13 protein-coding genes are annotated in these 16,445 nt (G+C 68.6%); 6 read left to right on the top strand and 7 right to left on the bottom strand.

Features of this window, described 5'->3' with window-relative positions:
• Positions 1 to 99: 99 nt before the first annotated feature.
• From NX068_RS19510 to NX068_RS19490, 5 genes are all read left to right on the top strand, one after another.
• A complete protein-coding gene (locus NX068_RS19510) occupies positions 100 to 669 on the top strand; it encodes a DUF7676 family protein (RefSeq protein WP_263462883.1) in 570 nt (189 codons plus the stop codon).
• Positions 670 to 685: 16 nt separating this feature from the next.
• On the top strand, positions 686 to 1,552 hold the full coding sequence (locus NX068_RS19505; RefSeq protein ID WP_263462882.1) for an ABC transporter substrate-binding protein: 867 nt from the start codon (positions 686 to 688) through the stop codon (positions 1,550 to 1,552).
• Positions 1,549 to 2,547, top strand: coding sequence for a FecCD family ABC transporter permease (locus tag NX068_RS19500; protein ID WP_263462881.1), 999 nt, complete (start codon positions 1,549 to 1,551; stop codon positions 2,545 to 2,547). The genes NX068_RS19505 and NX068_RS19500 overlap by 4 nt, the downstream gene beginning before the upstream one ends.
• A complete protein-coding gene (locus NX068_RS19495) occupies positions 2,544 to 3,362 on the top strand; it encodes an ABC transporter ATP-binding protein (protein ID WP_263462880.1) in 819 nt (272 codons plus the stop codon). The genes NX068_RS19500 and NX068_RS19495 overlap by 4 nt, the downstream gene beginning before the upstream one ends.
• Positions 3,363 to 3,550: 188 nt before the next feature.
• Positions 3,551 to 4,135 carry a CBS domain-containing protein gene (locus NX068_RS19490; RefSeq protein ID WP_263462879.1) on the top strand — a complete coding sequence of 195 codons (585 nt, stop codon included), beginning with the start codon at positions 3,551 to 3,553 and terminating at the stop codon, positions 4,133 to 4,135.
• A 38-nt stretch (positions 4,136 to 4,173) separates the two neighbouring features.
• Here NX068_RS19490 and NX068_RS19485 read toward each other — a convergent pair whose 3' ends face one another.
• The 6 genes from NX068_RS19485 to NX068_RS19460 form a co-directional block, all read right to left on the bottom strand.
• Positions 4,174 to 4,575 (bottom strand): DUF2149 domain-containing protein, encoded by a 402-nt coding sequence (locus NX068_RS19485; RefSeq protein ID WP_263462878.1) that lies wholly within the window; start codon positions 4,573 to 4,575, stop codon positions 4,174 to 4,176.
• Positions 4,572 to 5,108 carry a MotA/TolQ/ExbB proton channel family protein gene (locus tag NX068_RS19480; RefSeq protein ID WP_263462877.1) on the bottom strand — a complete coding sequence of 179 codons (537 nt, stop codon included), beginning with the start codon at positions 5,106 to 5,108 and terminating at the stop codon, positions 4,572 to 4,574. The genes NX068_RS19485 and NX068_RS19480 overlap by 4 nt, the downstream gene beginning before the upstream one ends.
• A gap of 78 nt (positions 5,109 to 5,186) precedes the next feature.
• Positions 5,187 to 5,600 carry a PH domain-containing protein gene (locus NX068_RS19475; protein ID WP_263462876.1) on the bottom strand — a complete coding sequence of 138 codons (414 nt, stop codon included), beginning with the start codon at positions 5,598 to 5,600 and terminating at the stop codon, positions 5,187 to 5,189.
• A 56-nt stretch (positions 5,601 to 5,656) separates the two neighbouring features.
• The gene (locus tag NX068_RS19470; protein ID WP_263462875.1) at positions 5,657 to 7,756 is read right to left on the bottom strand and encodes a TonB-dependent receptor plug domain-containing protein; all 2,100 of its coding nucleotides are present in this window, start codon (positions 7,754 to 7,756) and stop codon (positions 5,657 to 5,659) included.
• On the bottom strand, positions 7,753 to 11,817 hold the full coding sequence (cobN, locus tag NX068_RS19465; protein ID WP_263462874.1) for a cobaltochelatase subunit CobN: 4,065 nt from the start codon (positions 11,815 to 11,817) through the stop codon (positions 7,753 to 7,755). Before cobN ends, NX068_RS19470 begins: the two co-directional genes overlap by 4 nt.
• 151 nt (positions 11,818 to 11,968) lie before the next feature.
• Positions 11,969 to 13,948: a TonB-dependent receptor plug domain-containing protein gene (locus tag NX068_RS19460; RefSeq protein ID WP_263462873.1), complete on the bottom strand. Its 1,980-nt coding sequence runs from the start codon at positions 13,946 to 13,948 to the stop codon at positions 11,969 to 11,971.
• Between the two features lie 322 nt (positions 13,949 to 14,270).
• Between NX068_RS19460 and NX068_RS19455 the strand changes: the two genes are divergently transcribed.
• Complete coding sequence (locus NX068_RS19455; protein ID WP_263462872.1) at positions 14,271 to 15,368, top strand: NAD(P)-dependent alcohol dehydrogenase; 1,098 nt, start codon at positions 14,271 to 14,273, stop codon at positions 15,366 to 15,368.
• Positions 15,369 to 15,521: 153 nt separating this feature from the next.
• Here the strand turns inward: NX068_RS19455 and NX068_RS19450 are convergent, their stop codons facing one another.
• Positions 15,522 to 16,307 (bottom strand): TSUP family transporter, encoded by a 786-nt coding sequence (locus tag NX068_RS19450; protein WP_263462871.1) that lies wholly within the window; start codon positions 16,305 to 16,307, stop codon positions 15,522 to 15,524.
• Positions 16,308 to 16,445 lie beyond the last annotated feature (138 nt).

Genomic DNA, 16,445 nt, shown 5'->3' with positions numbered 1-16,445 from the left:
CCCCCCCCCCCCCCCCCCCCCCCGCCCCCCCCCCCCCCCCCCCCCCCCCCCCCCCCGCCGGGCCGCGCCCCCCCCCCCCCCCGCTTCGAGGAACACGCCATGAACAACCCGACAACGGTGCGACCACCGGTGATCGACGAACCCGGCCTGGGCCGCGTCCAGATCTGGCCGCTGCCCACCGACGAAAACACGCTGTGGATGCTGGTCAAGGACATCTTCCAGGGCCACTGGCGCGACATTCATTTCGGCACCCTGGTGCCCGGTGCGGTGTGGGAAATCCGCGCGCCCAATGCGCCGGTCAACATCGGCCTGCTCGACGGCTATCTGACCGTCGACTTCGGCGTCTGGCACTTCCACCTGTGCATCGGCCACTTCAGCGGCACCACGCCTGAACTCGCTGCAAAGCGGCGCACCGGGCGCGCCGAGTTCTACCGGGTACTCGGCAACGACGATGCGCCCAAATCCTGGGGCGTGCGCCTGTTCACCGCCGCCGGCGACCAGCAGATGACGGTCTTCCTGCCCAACCCCTTCCTCAACGACGAAGGCCGGCTCGCATCGGAGCCCGACTGGTCGAAGCTGAAAGCCTGGGACGAGTTGCGCCTCGCCTATCTCGATCTGCCGGCCGATCCGCTCGACCACAGCGGCTGCGGCCTGGTGTGCGGCGGCTGAGACAATGCGTCTGGCGATGATGCGCTTGCGCCGGCCTGTGTACGCAACTGCGCTGCGGCTGTACCTGCTCGTACTCGCTGCGATCTGGCTCGGTGTGCAAGCGGCTACCGCAGCGGCACCGGCTGCCAGGCCGCAGCGCATCGTGTCGCTGAACCTGTGCACCGACCAGATCCTGCTGCAACTGGTCGGGCGCGAGCGCATCGCCGCCCTCTCCTTCCTCAGCCAGGATGCTTTCAGCACCGCGCTGCATGAACAGGCCCGCGGCCTGCCGATCGCCTGGGGCAGCGCCGAGGAAGTGCTCGCCCTGCAGCCCGATCTGGTGCTGGTCGGCGCCTACACCACCCGCCACACCACGGCGATGCTGCGCCGCTTCGGCATTCCGGTACTGGTGGTGGCGGGTGCCAACGGCTTCGACGACGTCGCCGCCGAACTGCGCAGCGTGGCGCGCGCCGTCGGCGAGGAAGCGCGCGGCGAAGCCATCATCGCCCGCTTCGCCGAGCGCCTGGCCGAGCTCGAAGCCAGCCACCGTAGCCCTCGCCCGCTCGCCACCCAATTCGCCTCCGGCGGCTACAGCGCCGGCAGCGCAACGCTGTACCACGACATCTTCGCCGCCGGTGGCCACGACAACGGCGCCGCCCGCGGCGGCCTCGCCGGCTACGGCATCCTGCCGCTGGAAAAGCTCGTCGAACATGCTCCCGACGTGCTGATCGGCAGCGACTACCGCCGCGGCACGCCGACGCTGGGCAATCGCCTGCTGCAGCACCCGGCGATCGCCGGGCTGGGCGCGCACGAAGTGGTACTGCCGGCGCGCCTGACGGTCTGCGGCGGACCATGGAATCTCGACGCCGCAGCACTGCTCGCAGCCGAGGGGGGACAGCGATGAACTTCTCCCGCAGCCGGCTGGCAGTGATCGGGCTCGCCATCGCACTTGCAGGCCTGGCAGCGCTGTCGCTGATGATCGGCTACGTCGACCTCAGCCCCCGGCGCCTGATCGCGGGCACGCTTGCCGGCGACCTCGTGCCGCAGCGCATCCTGCTCGACATCCGCCTGCCGCGCACCGTGCTGTGCCTGGCGGTGGGCGCGGCGCTCGGCATTGCCGGCGCGGCGATGCAGGGCCTGCTGCGCAACCCGCTGGCCGAACCCGGCCTGCTCGGCGTTTCCAGCGGCGCCGCGCTGGGTGCGGTGCTGGCGCTGTACACCGGCTTCGCCGACGCCTTCTACCTCGCGCTGCCGCTGGCCGGCTTCGCCGGCACGGCCATTGCCGTGGCTTTCGTGTTCGCCCTCGCCGGCCGCTACACCGGCGCCACCACGCTGATCCTGGCCGGCGTCGCGGTGTCCTCGCTGTGCGGCGCGCTGATTTCGCTGATCCTCAACTGGTCGCCCAATCCCACTGCGATGAGCGAGATCGTGTTCTGGATGATGGGTTCGCTGGCCGACCGCAGCAGCCGCGACGTCGGCCTCGCGCTGCCCTTCATCGCCGCCGGCGCCGTGCTGCTGCTGGGCTGCGGCCGCGGCCTGCGGGCGCTGACCCTGGGCGAGGACACTGCCCGCTCGCTCGGCATCGACCTCGGCCGGCTGCGCTTTCGTATCCTCGTCGGCAGCGCCGCAGCGGTCGGCGCGGCGGTTTCGGTGTCCGGCGCAATCGGCTTCATCGGTCTGGTCGCGCCGCACCTGATGCGCCCGCTCGCCGGCGGCGATCCCGGCCGCCTGCTGCCGCTGTCGGCCTTGGCCGGCGCAGTGCTGCTGATGCTGGCCGACATCGGCGTGCGCCTGCTGCACGGTGGCGGGCCGGAACTCAAGCTCGGCGTGCTCACCGCGCTGGTCGGCGCGCCCTTCTTCCTGGTGCTGATCCTGCGCACCCGCGGAGAGATACCATGAGCGTACTGTCCGGCAAGAATCTCGGCGTCGCCGTGCGCGACCGGCAATTGATCGAAGGCATCGACTTCGAACTGCGGGCAGGCGAGCTGACCGGCATCATCGGCGCCAACGGCGCCGGCAAATCCACCCTGCTCAAGGCACTGGCCGGACTGCTGCCATGCAGCGGCCGGATCATGCTCGATGGCCGGCCACTGCAAACCCATTCCCCGAGCGGACGCGCCTGCCGCATCGCCTATCTGGCCCAGGGCCACAGCGCCCACTGGCCGCTGCCAGTACGCGAGGTGGTGGCGCTGGGCCGGCTGCCCCACGGCCGCGGCAACGGCCCGGAGGATGCAGCCATCGTCGATCGCGTCCTGCGCGCGACCGATGCGCTGGGGCTGGCCGAACGCAATGTGCTGACGCTGTCGGGCGGCGAACGTGCGCGCGTGATGCTGGCGCGCGCGCTGGCCGTCGAACCGAAGGTGCTGCTGGCCGACGAACCGCTGGCCGCGCTCGACCCCGCCCACCAGATCAGCATCATGCAGTTGTTCGCCGCCAAAGCCGCCGCCGGCCTGGCGATCGGCGTCGTGCTGCACGACCTGACGCTCGCTGCCCGCTTCTGCAGCCGCCTGGTACTGCTGCACGAGGGCCGCGTGCTGGCTGCCGGCACGCCGCGCGAAGTGTTCGACGACGCCCTGCTGGCCGAAGCCTTCGGCATCCGGGCACTGCACTTCGAGCACGGCGGCCTGCGGCTGCCGATACCGTGGCAGCTCACCGGAAAAAACGGCAAGCCTGCTGGCGGCGATCCAGTGGCAGGCAACAGCGCAGCCGCATGACCAGGACCGGATGAAAGGCGCACAGCGAGCGCCGCTTCGCATCCGCTACATGCCGCCACGAGCCGCTGCGGCATACGTCTCGAAATGGTCAAAACACCCGTGCAGCCCAAAACCCACGATGCTAGAGTGGTCGGCGGCCCTGGTGCCTGCAATCAAACAATATCAATGATCCGCTGGAGGAAGACACAATGACCTTGCCGACTCGTGTACAGGCGCACAAGCTGTCCCCGAACGCCTCGCTTTGCATTCCCGGTTTCAACCTGATCGGCGCGGACTCGCCCGCCGTCGAGGCGATGACCGATTTCACCCGCGTCAACGCAGTCACCATCACCACCGACGATCCGGTCAGCGAAGCCAATACGCGCATGATTTCGCGCGGCGTGCGCCTGCTGATGGTGCTCGACGGACGGGAGCGGGTCGCCGGCCTCATCACCGCGCGCGACATCCTCGGCGAAAAGCCGCTGCAGATCGCCCGCTCGCGTTCCTGCAGGCATGACGAACTGACGGTCGGCGACCTGATGACGCCGATCTCCACCATCGACACGCTGTATCTCGGGGATATCCTGAATGCCCGCGTCGCCGACGTGCTGGAGGCACTGAAGAACCTCGGCCGCCAGCACATCCTGATCGAGGATACCGACCCCGCGACCGGCCAGCCGCGCGTGCGCGGCCTGTTCTCGGCCACCCATATCGGCCGCCTGCTCGGCGTGCCGGTGCTCGGCTTCGACCTGCCGCGCACCTTCGCCGAAATCGAGGCGGCGCTGGCGGGCTGAAACCACCGCGGCCTGCCGCGGCAGGCCGCCCACCTGGCTCAGTCCTTTTGATCCGTCTCCGGCACGTAGATGAAGGAGCCGTCCTTCATCCGGTAGGCCACACCGGCACGCGAGCCTTCGCCGGTGCCGATCTCGCCGCTGGCCTGGTAGTGCTCGATGATCTCGCCTTTCTTGACGATCATCTCCATGTTGGGCTGGCCGGGGTTCTTGATGACGGTGACGTCCTCCTGGACGAAGGGATTCATCGGGTTGCTGGCGACGGCGAGCAGCAGCGCGGCGATGATGACCAGGAACACGTCGATCAGGTTGACCACCGACAGGATGGGGTCGTCGGCCTCGATGTCGTCCATCAGGCGCAGGCCGGCGCGGCGAGGGCCGCCGGCGCCGCGCGCCCTGGCCGGCGGCAGCGCCGCCGCGGAAGCGTTCGGACGGGTGCTCACAGCACGCCCTCCGCAGCCAGCGGTGCCACGGGGTCGTCGTGCTGCTGCGCCTCGGGCAGGCTTTCGTGCTCGATCTCGGCCAGTTCGGTGGCCAGCCAGCGCCGCCGCACGCTAGCGATGCCGTAGGTGATCGCGGACGCGATCAGGGCCAGGATCACCGCCGAGAAGGCCACCATCAGGTTGCGGCTGACTTCCTGCAACTGGCCGTCTGCGAGCGCCATCAGCGCCGGCCCCATCGGAATCATCGTGGCGACGAGGCCGAGCATCGGACCGACCCGGCTGGCGATGCGCAGCATTTCGAGGCGCTTGACCGCGATCGCCTCGAGCGCGGTCAGGTGCAGGCCCGGACGCTCGCTCAGCGCCGCGCGCAGTTCGAAGGCGCGCAGTTCGCCCCGCTGCCGCTGCCTGGCCTGCACGGCGAAGCAGCCGAGCGCGTAGAAGGCGTAGAAGAACAGGGCGGCAACCAGCAGCAGCACCGGCAGCAGGAACAACTGGGACAGGCCGTACATGGCCGATTCGACGATTTGCGACATGTTTCTTTTTCTCCGGGGGAAAGTGAAAGGATGCGGGCGGCGAAAACGGCGTTCTTCATCGCCCGCCCGACTGGATGCTCAGGCTCCGCGACGCAGCGCCTCGACTTCCCGGATGAACTGCGCTTTGTCGCGCGGCGAGATCATCAGGGAAGCGCCGCGGCCGTAATCGATGCGCAGCCTGTCCAGCGACAGTGCCGGGCTGGAAAGCGGATTCGAGGTTTGCATGATGCAGGTGATGTCCGCGATCGGAATCCGCCACTTGAACGGGCCGCTGCTGACGTGGATATGTGCGGCATCGATGGTGTAGCGGGTGCCGAGCAGAATCCACAGTGGCAGGCCCACACCGATGCCGGCGATCGGGAGCACGAACCACGCGGCCGCAGCCGAGCCCGCAGCCATGGCGACGGCACACACCCAGACGGACACGGCCGCTGCACTCAGGATGAGGATGGCAAGCCACCAATCGACCTTTGATTTGTACACGCTCGCCATGGTGCTTCCTGTGCTGGCAACAGAGGGGGACGGGAGAGGTGAATCCATGCGGCGCCCTACCATTTTCCTTCCAGCGCCAGCAGCCAGGTGCGCTCGCCGCCATCGCGCCCATTCAGGCGCCAGCTTTCCGCACCATGGCGCGCATGGCGCTGCTGGCGTTCGTCGGCGCCGAGCAGGTTGTCCACCGACAGGCGCAGATCGACGCCGCGGGTGATCTGGCGGGTGACATGGGCATCCAGCCGGGTGCCGCTGCGGATGCGGGCGATGCGCTCGTCGCCCAGGCGGGTGCGCGCCGGGCCGCTGTGCTTGAGCTGGAAGCCGAAGCGGGTGGCCACGCCCGCCGGTGCATGCTCGTAGCTCAGGCTGAAAAGATGGCGCGGGGTGTCGTTGGCGATGCGCCGGATGCCCAGGCGCGCGTCGTCCACCCGCGCATGCGGCAGGGTCAGCGTGGCCCGCAGGCTACCGCCGTCCAGCGCCCTGGCGAGCAGCGCGGCGTCGAGCCTGGCGCTCAGTTCCACGCCCCAGTGGCGGGCGTCGCCGGCATTGTACGGGCGGTCCACCCAGCGTCCGGCTTCCAGCGCGCTGCGGCGCTCGATGAAGTCGCGCGTGCGGCGCGCATACAGGTTCATGCCGAGCAGGCTCTTGTCGCCGGCGAGATAGCGTTCGACGCCGAACTCCACGCGCAGCACGCGCTCGGCCGAGAGATCGGGATTGCCGCCGATGTCGGCTTCCAGCGGGGTGTTGTACTCGGTACTGCGCGTAACCAGCGGCGTGATCTCGTCCAGCTTGGGCACGCGCAGGCCGGAGCCGGCCGAGGCGCGCAGCACCCAGGCCTCGGCCGCCTGCCAGCGCAGCGCGAGCGAGGGCGAAACGGCCTGCTCGCTGTGCCAGCCGCTGCCGGCGTACTGGCGGGCGGCTTCCAGGCGCAGGCCGGTGGTCAACGTGAGGGTTTCGCTCAGCGTCCATTCGTCCTGCAGCCACAGCGCGGCATTGCGCTCGCGCACCACATGACGGTGGCGCACGGTATCCAGCGCCTGGCGGTCATGGCGGGAAAAGGCCGCGCCCTCCAGCGCCAGCGACAGCAGGTGGGTTTCGGCCAGCGCCTGGTCCAGCCGCAGCGAGCCGGTGAATTCGCGTTCGTGGCGGTCGAGGGATTCGGACCAGGCCGGCGACAGCGGCCCGGCACGCCGGGTACGGGTGTCGCGCTCGCCGTCCATCAGCGCCAGCCGGGTGCTGAGCTTGCCGTCCGCACCGACGCGGGTTTCGCCGTCGGCGCGCAGCCGGGCGATGCGGAAGGCGCTGCGTTCGCGGTCGTGGCGGGCGGCCGCCAGGGACTCGCCGGCCCCGCCGCGCTCGGCCGTCTGCCGGCGCAGGCCATCGTTGCGGTAATAGCTCGGCCACAGGCTCAGGCGGGTGTCGCCGGCTTTCCACGACAGCCGCGGCGACAGGATCAGCTCATCGACGCTGTAATGGCCGGACAGCGTTTCGGCGGACCACGCGGCCGGCAGCGTGCGCCACTGCCGGCTGTCGACCGGCATGCGATGGCGGTTCACGGTGACCGGCAGCAGCCAGTTGAAGCCGCCTTGCCCGCCGCCGAGGCTGGCGGTGAGTTGGGCGTTGGGCTCGTCGCCGCGCTGGCCGCCGACCACGCGCAGCGAGGCGCTGCGCTGGCTCACCGGCGCCTTCATGACCAGGTTGACGACGATTTCCGCCGTGGCGCCGAATTCGGCCGAGCTGCCGCGCAGCAGTTCGATGCGCTCCAGCTCGCCGGCCGGCAGGCGGCCGACCAGGGTCAGCGCATGGCGGCCACTGGCGGTGGGGCGTTCGCCATTGACCAGGATCAGCACCGCGTCGCGCGCCACCCCACGGGCGCCGGCAGCGGCGGAGTCCGCGCCGTGGCCGGCGCGCTCCAGGCCGGGCAGCTTGCGCAGCACCTCGGCCACCGACAGGCCGCCCAGGCTACGGATTTCTTCCGCATCGATGACCAGCTTCACGCCGGGGGCGAGGCGCTGTTCGGTCAGGGCGTCGAAAGTGGCGCTGACGCCGACTTCGGGCAGCAGCGTGGCGTCGGGCTCCGCCGCCCAGCCGGCCAGGGCCAGCGTGCAAGCCGCCGCAGCGGCGGCGGTCCTGCATGCGATGGCAGCGGCTGGCCTCATGGCGCCAACGGCCGGACACGCCACTGGCGCAGCATGCCGCCCAGGAAAGCGAGCAGGGTCAGCGCGGCGAGCAGCAGTTCGAACCAGGGCGCGGGCGCGGCGCCCTGCTCGGCCCGGACCTGCTCCAGCACCTGGCCGGTGACCTGCTCCGGCGCGGCGGCCCCGCCGGCTTCGCCCTGCGCCGGCTCGCCGGCGGACTCGAGACCGAAGCCGGCGGCAAGCGTCTGCACGTAGTCGCCGACCATGCTGCTGGCGGGCTGGTAGTCGAGGCGTTCGATGGCGTCCCGGTACACCTCCACCAGCTTGCGCAGGGTCTGATCGTCGGTGTTCCAGTATTCCTTGCGCGCCGCTTCCAGCATGCGCTCGGCGATCTGCGCTTTGGCGGTCGGGTTGTGCTGCTCGAACCATTCGTCCATCTTCATGTCGAGCGAATCGTCGATATAGACGTCGAAGAAGCTCTGCCACTGGTCGTCGCGCACGATCTCGGGCGCCACCGCGGTCCAGCCCCAGAAGTTGTTGACGGTATCGACCACGTTCATCGTGCCGGCATGGCCTTCCTGCTGCATGGCACCGATCCACTGCGGATGGAAGTAGCGCGAGCGCAGTTCGCCGGCGAGGAAGCGCGCGGCGGATTCCACCTTGCTGCTGTCGGTGTCGCGCAGGTTGCTGATGTACAGCTCGGGGCTCTTGCCGCCGAGATGGCGCACCGCCAGGCCGATGCCGCCCAGGTACTGGAAGGGGTCGTCGGTGGTGAGCATGCCGTAGAGGTTGGACGAGCGCGCCAGCACCGCCGCCTCGACCTCGCGCAGTTGCTCGGCGTAGAGGTTGATCTGCGCCGGCTTGCTGCCCCAGCGCGACTCGGTGGGGCCGAAGGCGTACTGCATGCGCTGCAGGTAGAGCTCGGCGAGCTTGCCTTCGTCCTCCCAGGTGTCGGTAGCCATCGCGGCGTCTTCCAGGCCGGTGCCGTAGCTGCCGCTTTCGCCGGAGAAGATCCGGGTCAGCGCGTGTTCGCGCGCGTCCTCGGCCGAGAAACCCTGCTCCAGCAGGCGCTTTTCCAGCGCCAGGGTGTTGCTCCGCACCGCGTTGTCCGGCTCGTCCAGTTCGGCGACGAGTTCCACCGCGCGCGCCAGATGCAGCATCACGTTGGGGAAGTGGTCGCGGTACAGGCCGGTGGCAGACAGCACCACGTCCACCCGCGGGCGGCCGAGCTCGGCGCGCGGGATCACTTCGATGTCGCTGATGCGGCCGAAGCGGTCCCACACCGGCTTGACGCCGAGGGCATGGAAAGCCTGCGCTTCGAGCACGCCGAGGTGGCGCATCGCCTCCACCGACCACAGCGAGAACGCCACCTTGCGCAACTCGCTGCCGTGCTGGGCGCGATGCGCGGCGAGCAACTGGGCGAAAGCTTCGGCGCCGGCGGCATAGGCCTGCTCGGTGGGCAGGCGCGAGGGGTCGAAGCCGTACAGGTTGCGCCCGGTGGGCAGGCTTTCGGGGTTGCGCACCGGGTCGCCGCCGTAATGGGTGTCGATGAAGCGCCCATCCAGCGCCGCCAGCAGGCCGACGTGCTCGCCGGCGGCCGACAGCGCATCGAAATGGCCGCGGGCCTCGGTCAACAGTTCGGCGAGCTCAGGGTCTGCGGAGCCGGCCGGTACGGCAGCGGCCTTCCCGGCATCGGTCGTCGCGGCACGGGCCGCCCCGGCATGGGCCGCCCCGGCATCCGCAGCTACGGCGGGGGCTTCCCCGTCTCCGGCCGCCGCAGGCTGATCGACCGGAGCAGCACCGGATCCGGCACCACCCGGCGCAGCGCCGGCCTGTGCGGCAACTTCGAGCAGATGGCCGGCGAGCAGGCGGTAAGGCGGCGTCTCGGCAAGCTTGCGGAAGTCGTCGACGAACAGCTCCTTGGGGTCGTCCAGGCCGAGCTTGCCGTACAGGCGCTCGCCCAGCATCTGCATCACCGTGCTCAGGCGGTGTTCGGCCTGCGGCGCCTGGCCGAAAGTGTGCAGGCCGAGCGGCTGCGCGGTCTGCGCCAGCGCATGCAGCCAGTCGTGCAGCTCGCGCTCGAAGGGCACGAAGTCGGCGCGGGCGCGCTCGGTCGTCCAGCCGATGTCCTCGATCAGGTTCAGCCGCGCGGCTTCGTCGACGATCGCGGCAATGGTGCGCTCCTTCACCGCACCGTCGTCGAGCAGGCCGTACTCGTGCAGCAGGTCGTGCAGCGGCATCAGCTTTTCGTGCAGGCCGGCAGGCGCGAAGGACGGCGTCTGGTGGCTGATGATGGTGGCCCGCCCGCGGCGCTTGGCCTGGGTGGCCTCGCCGATGTTGTCGACGATGTAGGGGTAGATGATCGGCGTGTCGCCGAGCGTCAGGTAAGGATCGTCGTGGATCGACAGCCCGCGCTCCTTGCCCGGCGTCCATTCCTGGCTGCCGTGAGTGCCGAAGTGGATCAACGCGTCGGCGTCGAACTGCGTGCGGGCGTAGAGATAGGCAGCGAGGTAGAAATGGGTCAGCGGCACCCGGGTGTCGTGGTAGATGGCCTTCTCCGCCGGCTCGCCGGCACGGCCGCGCGGCGGCTGCGGCAGGATGGCGAGATTGCCCAGTTGCAGGCGCGGGATGGCGAAAGCGCGCTCGCCTTCGGCGCCGATCAGCATCGGATCGTCGGCCGGCACGCCCCAGTGCGCTTCGATGCGGCTGCGCACCGGCTCCGGCAGGGCCTCGTACCAGGCGAGGTAGTCGGCCAGCGGCAGGCGCGCGGCCAGGTTGCGCGCCACCAGTTCGTCGAGGCGGCGCACCGCATCGGCACGATAGAACGGCGCCAGCATGTCGGCAGCGGCATCGACCATGCCCTGCTCCTCCAGCGGCTCCACCGCGTAGCCGGCGCCGCGCAGCGTCTCCGTCAGCAGCGCCAGGCTGCGCGGCACGTTCATGAACGAGGCCGACAGATTCTTCTCGCCTTCCGGATAGTTGTAGAACATCAGCGCGACGCGCTTGTCGGCATTGGCCTTGGCGCGCAGGCGGATCAGCTTGAACACCTTGTCCACCAGCGCATCGGCCTGCTCGGGGATCAGCACCGCGTCGCCGTCCTCGATCGCAGCGACCATCAGCGGGTCGGTGAGCCCGGCGAACTCCGGGATCGCCAGGTAGAAGGGCACGCCGCTGGTCGGCACGCCGACCGGGTCCGCGCGCCAGTCGTCGGCATCGCCGCCGCGCCAGGTCAAGGCCTGCAGCACCGGCACGCCGAGGCGCAGATAGTCCTCGCGCCGGCTGCCCTGGTACATCACCTGCAGATTGACGATGAGGTCCACCGCCGGCTTGCCGTCCTTGCCGTACAGCAGGTCGAGCGCGCCGGCGCCCGCGGTGGCCGGGTGGAAATACACCAGCGGCAGCGCGCCACGCGCTTCCAGCCGGCGCACCAGCTCGTCCACATGGGCCATGCCGAGGTTGCCGATGTAGGCGCGATGGATCGCGATGCCGACCGTCGGTCCGCTTGCGGCGCGGTCCGCGCCCAGCCAGGCACGGTAGGCAGCCAGGTCGGCGACCACCAGCTCCGGGTGGTCCGGATGATAGAAGCCGGCTTCCGGGTAGATCGCCGGCTCGGGCACCTCGACACCACGCTCGCCTGCCAGGTGATGGCGCACATAGGCGAACAGGCCGGCGAAGTTGCGCTGGCCGCCGTTGCGGTAATAGTCGTGCAAGCTCTGGCCGTGGGTTGCGTCGAGGCCGCCGCCGGCCTGCGGCCCGCGTGCCGACGACAGCAGCCAGGGCACCCCCACCTGTTCGAGCAGCGGCCCCATGCGTTCGAGCAGGCGGCGGCTGTCTTCCTCGCGCGGCGCGTCGAGCAGCACGAGGTCGGCCTCGCCCAGCGCAGCGCCGATGCGGGTGTCGTCGTCGCGGTCGATGTTGAGCGCATCCACTTCGACGCCGGCGGCCTTGCCGATCTCGCCCAGCGCGGTGAATTTGCCGGCGAGGACGAAATCGCTGCTGACCACCGCTACCCGCGGCGTGCCGGTGGCGGCACGCAGAGCGAACAGCGCCACGACGGCAATCAACAGCACGGCGACGAACATCAGCAGCGTGCGGCGGCTGGGAGTCCCCGTGGGCGGGTTCGGCTGTTCTGCAGGAAGTTGGGAGGATTCCGGAGTCATAGGCTGGCAGGAGTCGTAAACAAGGCAAAACCGGCGGACGGCTCAGCGCGCGTCCGCCGGCGGGATGGCAGGATCAGAACGAACCGTGCAGCGACACGCGCAGCGTACGCGGCGTCTCGGAATAGCTGAACGCTTCGGACTTCTCGGCCAGGCGAACGTCGGTCAGATTGTCCACACCGAGACTGACGCCAAGGTGCTCGTTGATGCGGTAGCCCGCGCTGGCATGCAGCAGATTGTAGGACGGTGCCCGGTCGCCATCGAGATACTGGCGGCCGATGTGCTCGGCCCGCAGCACGGCATCCCACGGCCCCTGCTTCCAGCCTGCGCGGGCGTTGAGCAGGATGCGGGAGCGGCCATTGAGCTCGTCGCCGGTCTCCTTGTCCTTGGTATCGAGCCACTGCGCGTTGCCGCCGAGGTAGAAGCCGCGGCCGAGCTGCCACTTCGCCGCCGTTTCGACGCCGATGATCCGCGCTTCGTCGACGTTGTCGTACAGATAGTGGCGGCGCGGGATCGGCAGCCCGCCGGAAGGCGGCGTGACGCGCAACAGGCGCGTGGTGATCAGATCCTTGACGTCGTTGTGGAACACCGTCGCTTCCCACTCGATGCCGTCATGCGCGTAAGCCACACCGAACTCGACCGAGCGGCTGGTCTCCGGCTTGATGTCGCCGTTGCCGTAGAAGGAATGCGGCCCTTCGTGGCCTTCGTAGTTGGGCGAGATCTGCTTCAGCGTCGGCGCGCGGAAACCTTCACCGTAGCCGCCGCGCACGGTCCAGCGATCATCGACGTGCCACACCAGGTAGGCGCGCGGGCTGGTCTCGCCGCCGAAAATGCTGTGGCGGTCGTGGCGCACGCCGAGCGTCAACATCACCGAGTCCGACAGGCCGATCTCGTCCTGCAGGTACAGCGCCTTGTGCGTGGCGTCGTCCTTGCCGCCGGCGAGGCCGGCGTTCTTCATCTCCTCCTTGCGCGCGTCGAAGCCGATCGTCAGGTGCTGGGCGCTGCCGATGCCGAAGCCGACACGGCCGTCGACGCCGCGCTCCTCCATGCTCTGCGGCCGCGTCGGTGTCACGCCGTTGGTGCGCTTGCTCTTCACCGAGAAGTCCGACTCCCACACCCGCAACTGGCTGTCGACCTCGCCCCAGTTGCCCTTCCAGGTGGCGATGGACTGGCTACGCTCGATGTCGTAGAGATCCCTGTAGTAGGTGCCGCCGCTGACCTGCTGGCGGGTGCGCTCCTCGTCGGCGACGCGGTGCTCCAGGTCGAAGGTGTGGCCGGCCAGCGGCGCCCACGACAGCAGCAGGTGGCCGGCATCCATCTTGGTGCCCTCGATCTCGGACAACCGGCGGTTCTCCTTCAGCTCGAGCGGATCGCGGTCGAGATGGGTCGCCGACAGGCCGATGCGCAAGGTCTCGCCGAGCGGGCCGGACAGATGGACGCCGCCGCCCACCGCATCGCCGCCGCCGGCGCGGGCATCGCTGCCGGACAGGCGCACGCTGCCCTGCCAGTGGTCGGCGGGACGGCGGGTGATGGTGTTGACCACGCCGCCGAGCGCATCCGAGCCATACAGCACCGACATCGGCCCGCGCACCACCTCGATGCGCTCGACGTCGTCGACCGGCGCCCAGTCGTACTGGTAATCGGAGTGGCCCACCCAGTCGTCGGTCGCGATCACGCGCAGGCCGTCGACCAGGTAGAGCGTGTGCTTGCCGTCCATGCCGCGCAGCGACATCGTCTTGCGGCCGCCGACGCTGCGGCCGAGCAGGCCGATGCCGGGCGTCTCGCGGATCGCGCCGAGCACGTTGTCGGCACCGCTGCTGCGGATGTCCTCGCGCGTCACCACCGAGGCGGCGGCCGGCACGTCGCGGATGGCCTGCTCGCGCTGGGTGGCGGTGACCACGACCTCGCTCAGGCGCTGGCCGTCCTCGGCCGCCAGCCCGGCCGCCGGCGCCAGTCCGGCCAGGGCCAGCAGCGCGCCGTACAGCGGCGCCGGGCGAATCGGCGCCTTCGAATCATCATGACGCCCGGACGTGCGGGCAGACGACAGCTTCAGCATGGGTATCTCCATCGGAATCTGGCTGGCTGCCTAGCCGCGCGGGCGTCGGTTGCTTGCTGAAAATCGGGTCGAAAGGTGCACGCAGGACCGGGAGCGGATCACGCGGCCGAGCGGCTTCCCGCGTGCCGCACCGCCTCCGGCGGGCATCGCGGGGAACGGCGTGATTATATCAATTAATGACAATCATTCTCATTTGATCGAAATCAATTCAGCGCTGACAAAACTGGCTTCCATTGACCTGGATCAAACCCCGCGGGAGAGGTCCGCCTGCGATCTGGCCTACACTGAAGGAGCCCTACGGCACTCTCCAGGAGGAAGTCTCATGACGATGATGAAAGCAACCGTTTTCGTAGCCCCTGGCCGCATCGAACTGGTGGACAAGCCGATTCCCGACATCGGCCCGAACGACGCCCTGATCCGCATCACCACCACCACGATCTGCGGAACCGACGTACATATCCTGAAAGGCGAATACCCGGTGAAGCCGGGCCTGACGATCGGCCACGAACCGGTGGGTGTGATCGAGAAGCTCGGCAGCGCGGTGCAGGGCTACACCGAAGGCCAGCGCGTGATCGCCGGCGCCATCTGCCCGAATTTCAACAGCTATGCCGCGCAGGATGGCTTCCCCTCGCAGGACGGCAGCTACCTCGTGCCCAGCGGCCAGTGCGGCTGCCACGGCTACAAGGCCACCGCCGGCTGGCGCTTCGGCAACATGATCGACGGCACCCAGGCCGAATACGTGCTGGTACCCGACGCCCAGGCCAACCTTGCGCCGATTCCCGACGGTCTCACCGACGAGCAGGTGCTGATGTGCCCGGACATCATGTCCACCGGCTTCAAGGGCGCCGAGAACGCCAACATCAAGCTCGGCGACACCGTGGTGGTGTTCGCCCAGGGCCCGATCGGCCTGTGCGCCACCGCCGGCGCGCGCCTGCTGGGCGCGACCACCATCATCGCCGTCGATGGCAACGACCATCGCCTCGGCATCGCCCGCAAGATGGGTGCCGACGTGACGCTGAACTTCCGCAACTGCGACGTGGTGGACGAAGTCATGAAGCTCACCGGCGGCCGCGGCGCCGACAGCTCGATCGAGGCGCTGGGCACACAAGCGACTTGGGAGCAGTCGCTGAAAGTGCTGAAGCCGGGCGGCACGCTGTCCAGCCTGGGAGTGTATTCGGAAGACCTGAAGATCCCGATCGCCAACTTCGCCGCCGGCCTCGGCGACCACACCATCCGCACCGCACTGTGCCCCGGCGGCAAGGAGCGCATGCGCCGGCTGATGAACGTGCTCGCCGCCGACCGCCTCGACCTCGGCGTGCTCGTCACCCATCAGTACAAGCTCGACGACATCGTCGCCGCCTACGAGCTGTTCGCCAACCAGCGCGACGGCGTGCTGAAGGTGGCGATCAAGCCTTCCTGATCACCTGCATTGCAGCTGCAGCGACACGCGCCCAGCCCGCCAGGCTTGGGCGCGTGTCATTTTCCGCCCGGATTCTCGACACTCTCCTGGCCAAGGTGTCCGGACATATCGGCAACATCCATCGAGAAAACTGGAGTTTCCGCACCGGGTGCCTTACAGGGCGTATTTCACTCCCAGGCTGGCAAAAAGACTGAGCATCGAGAAAACAAGGACTTTACGCACCAGACCACTTCCGCTCCGGATGGTCATCCTGCTGCCGAAGTGGTTGCCAAGGACGTTGCTCAACACCAGCGGCAAGGCAATGGCATAGACCACCTTGCCTCCCAGCACGAACGCAAGCAAGGCACCTATATTCGACGAGAAATTGAATACCTTCGAATTCGCGGACGACGACACGAGATCCAGCTTCAGAAGATAGTGGAAGGCGATGATGAACATGCTTCCGGTGCCTGGACCAAAGAAACCGTCATAGAAGCCCACGACGAAGCAGACCAAGGGCACCATCAGCAGAAATTTTCGACCTTCCACCGGTTCGGGCCCGATCCGCCCGTCCTTCGGAATGAGGAATAAAACGATACCGACCGGAATCAGCACGAGAAGAAGCTTCGCGACGATCTCGGCCGGAATGAGCAGAATCAGATACGCACCCGCATATGCGCCTATCAGGGAGAAAGGGATGCCCAGCAGGGCAAGGTTCAGGATGATCCTGCTTTCGCGCAGGAAATTCCGGATCGCTGCCAGGGTGCCGAGCGTGCTGACAATTTTTTCCTGCCCGAGCGCGACCTGTGGCGGAAGCCCCACCAGGAGAAAGCCGGGCACCAGAAACAAGCCGCCTCCGCCCGCAATGCTGTCCACGAAGCCGGCAAAAAACGCAATCAGGCACAACACGAGGATTGCGAAAACCCAGTGCTCCTGCCAGAACTGACCGAGAAGTTCCATGGATGATTTCCTCTGATTCACGCAACGCCGGAGGGCTGTGCGCCTTGATATCGGGTAGGGCCTCACTCTATTTCCCCGATGGCGCGTCATCCATGCACAGTGCCCGTCATTCTGTTGTATAACAGTTCGCGCCCAGCC

Source organism: Thauera carbonicopians (assembly GCF_025699485.1).
Classification (GTDB): Bacteria; Pseudomonadota; Gammaproteobacteria; order Burkholderiales; family Rhodocyclaceae; genus Thauera.
Note: the sequence above shows the minus strand (reverse complement) of the source record. Positions and strands in the feature narration are given on the sequence as shown.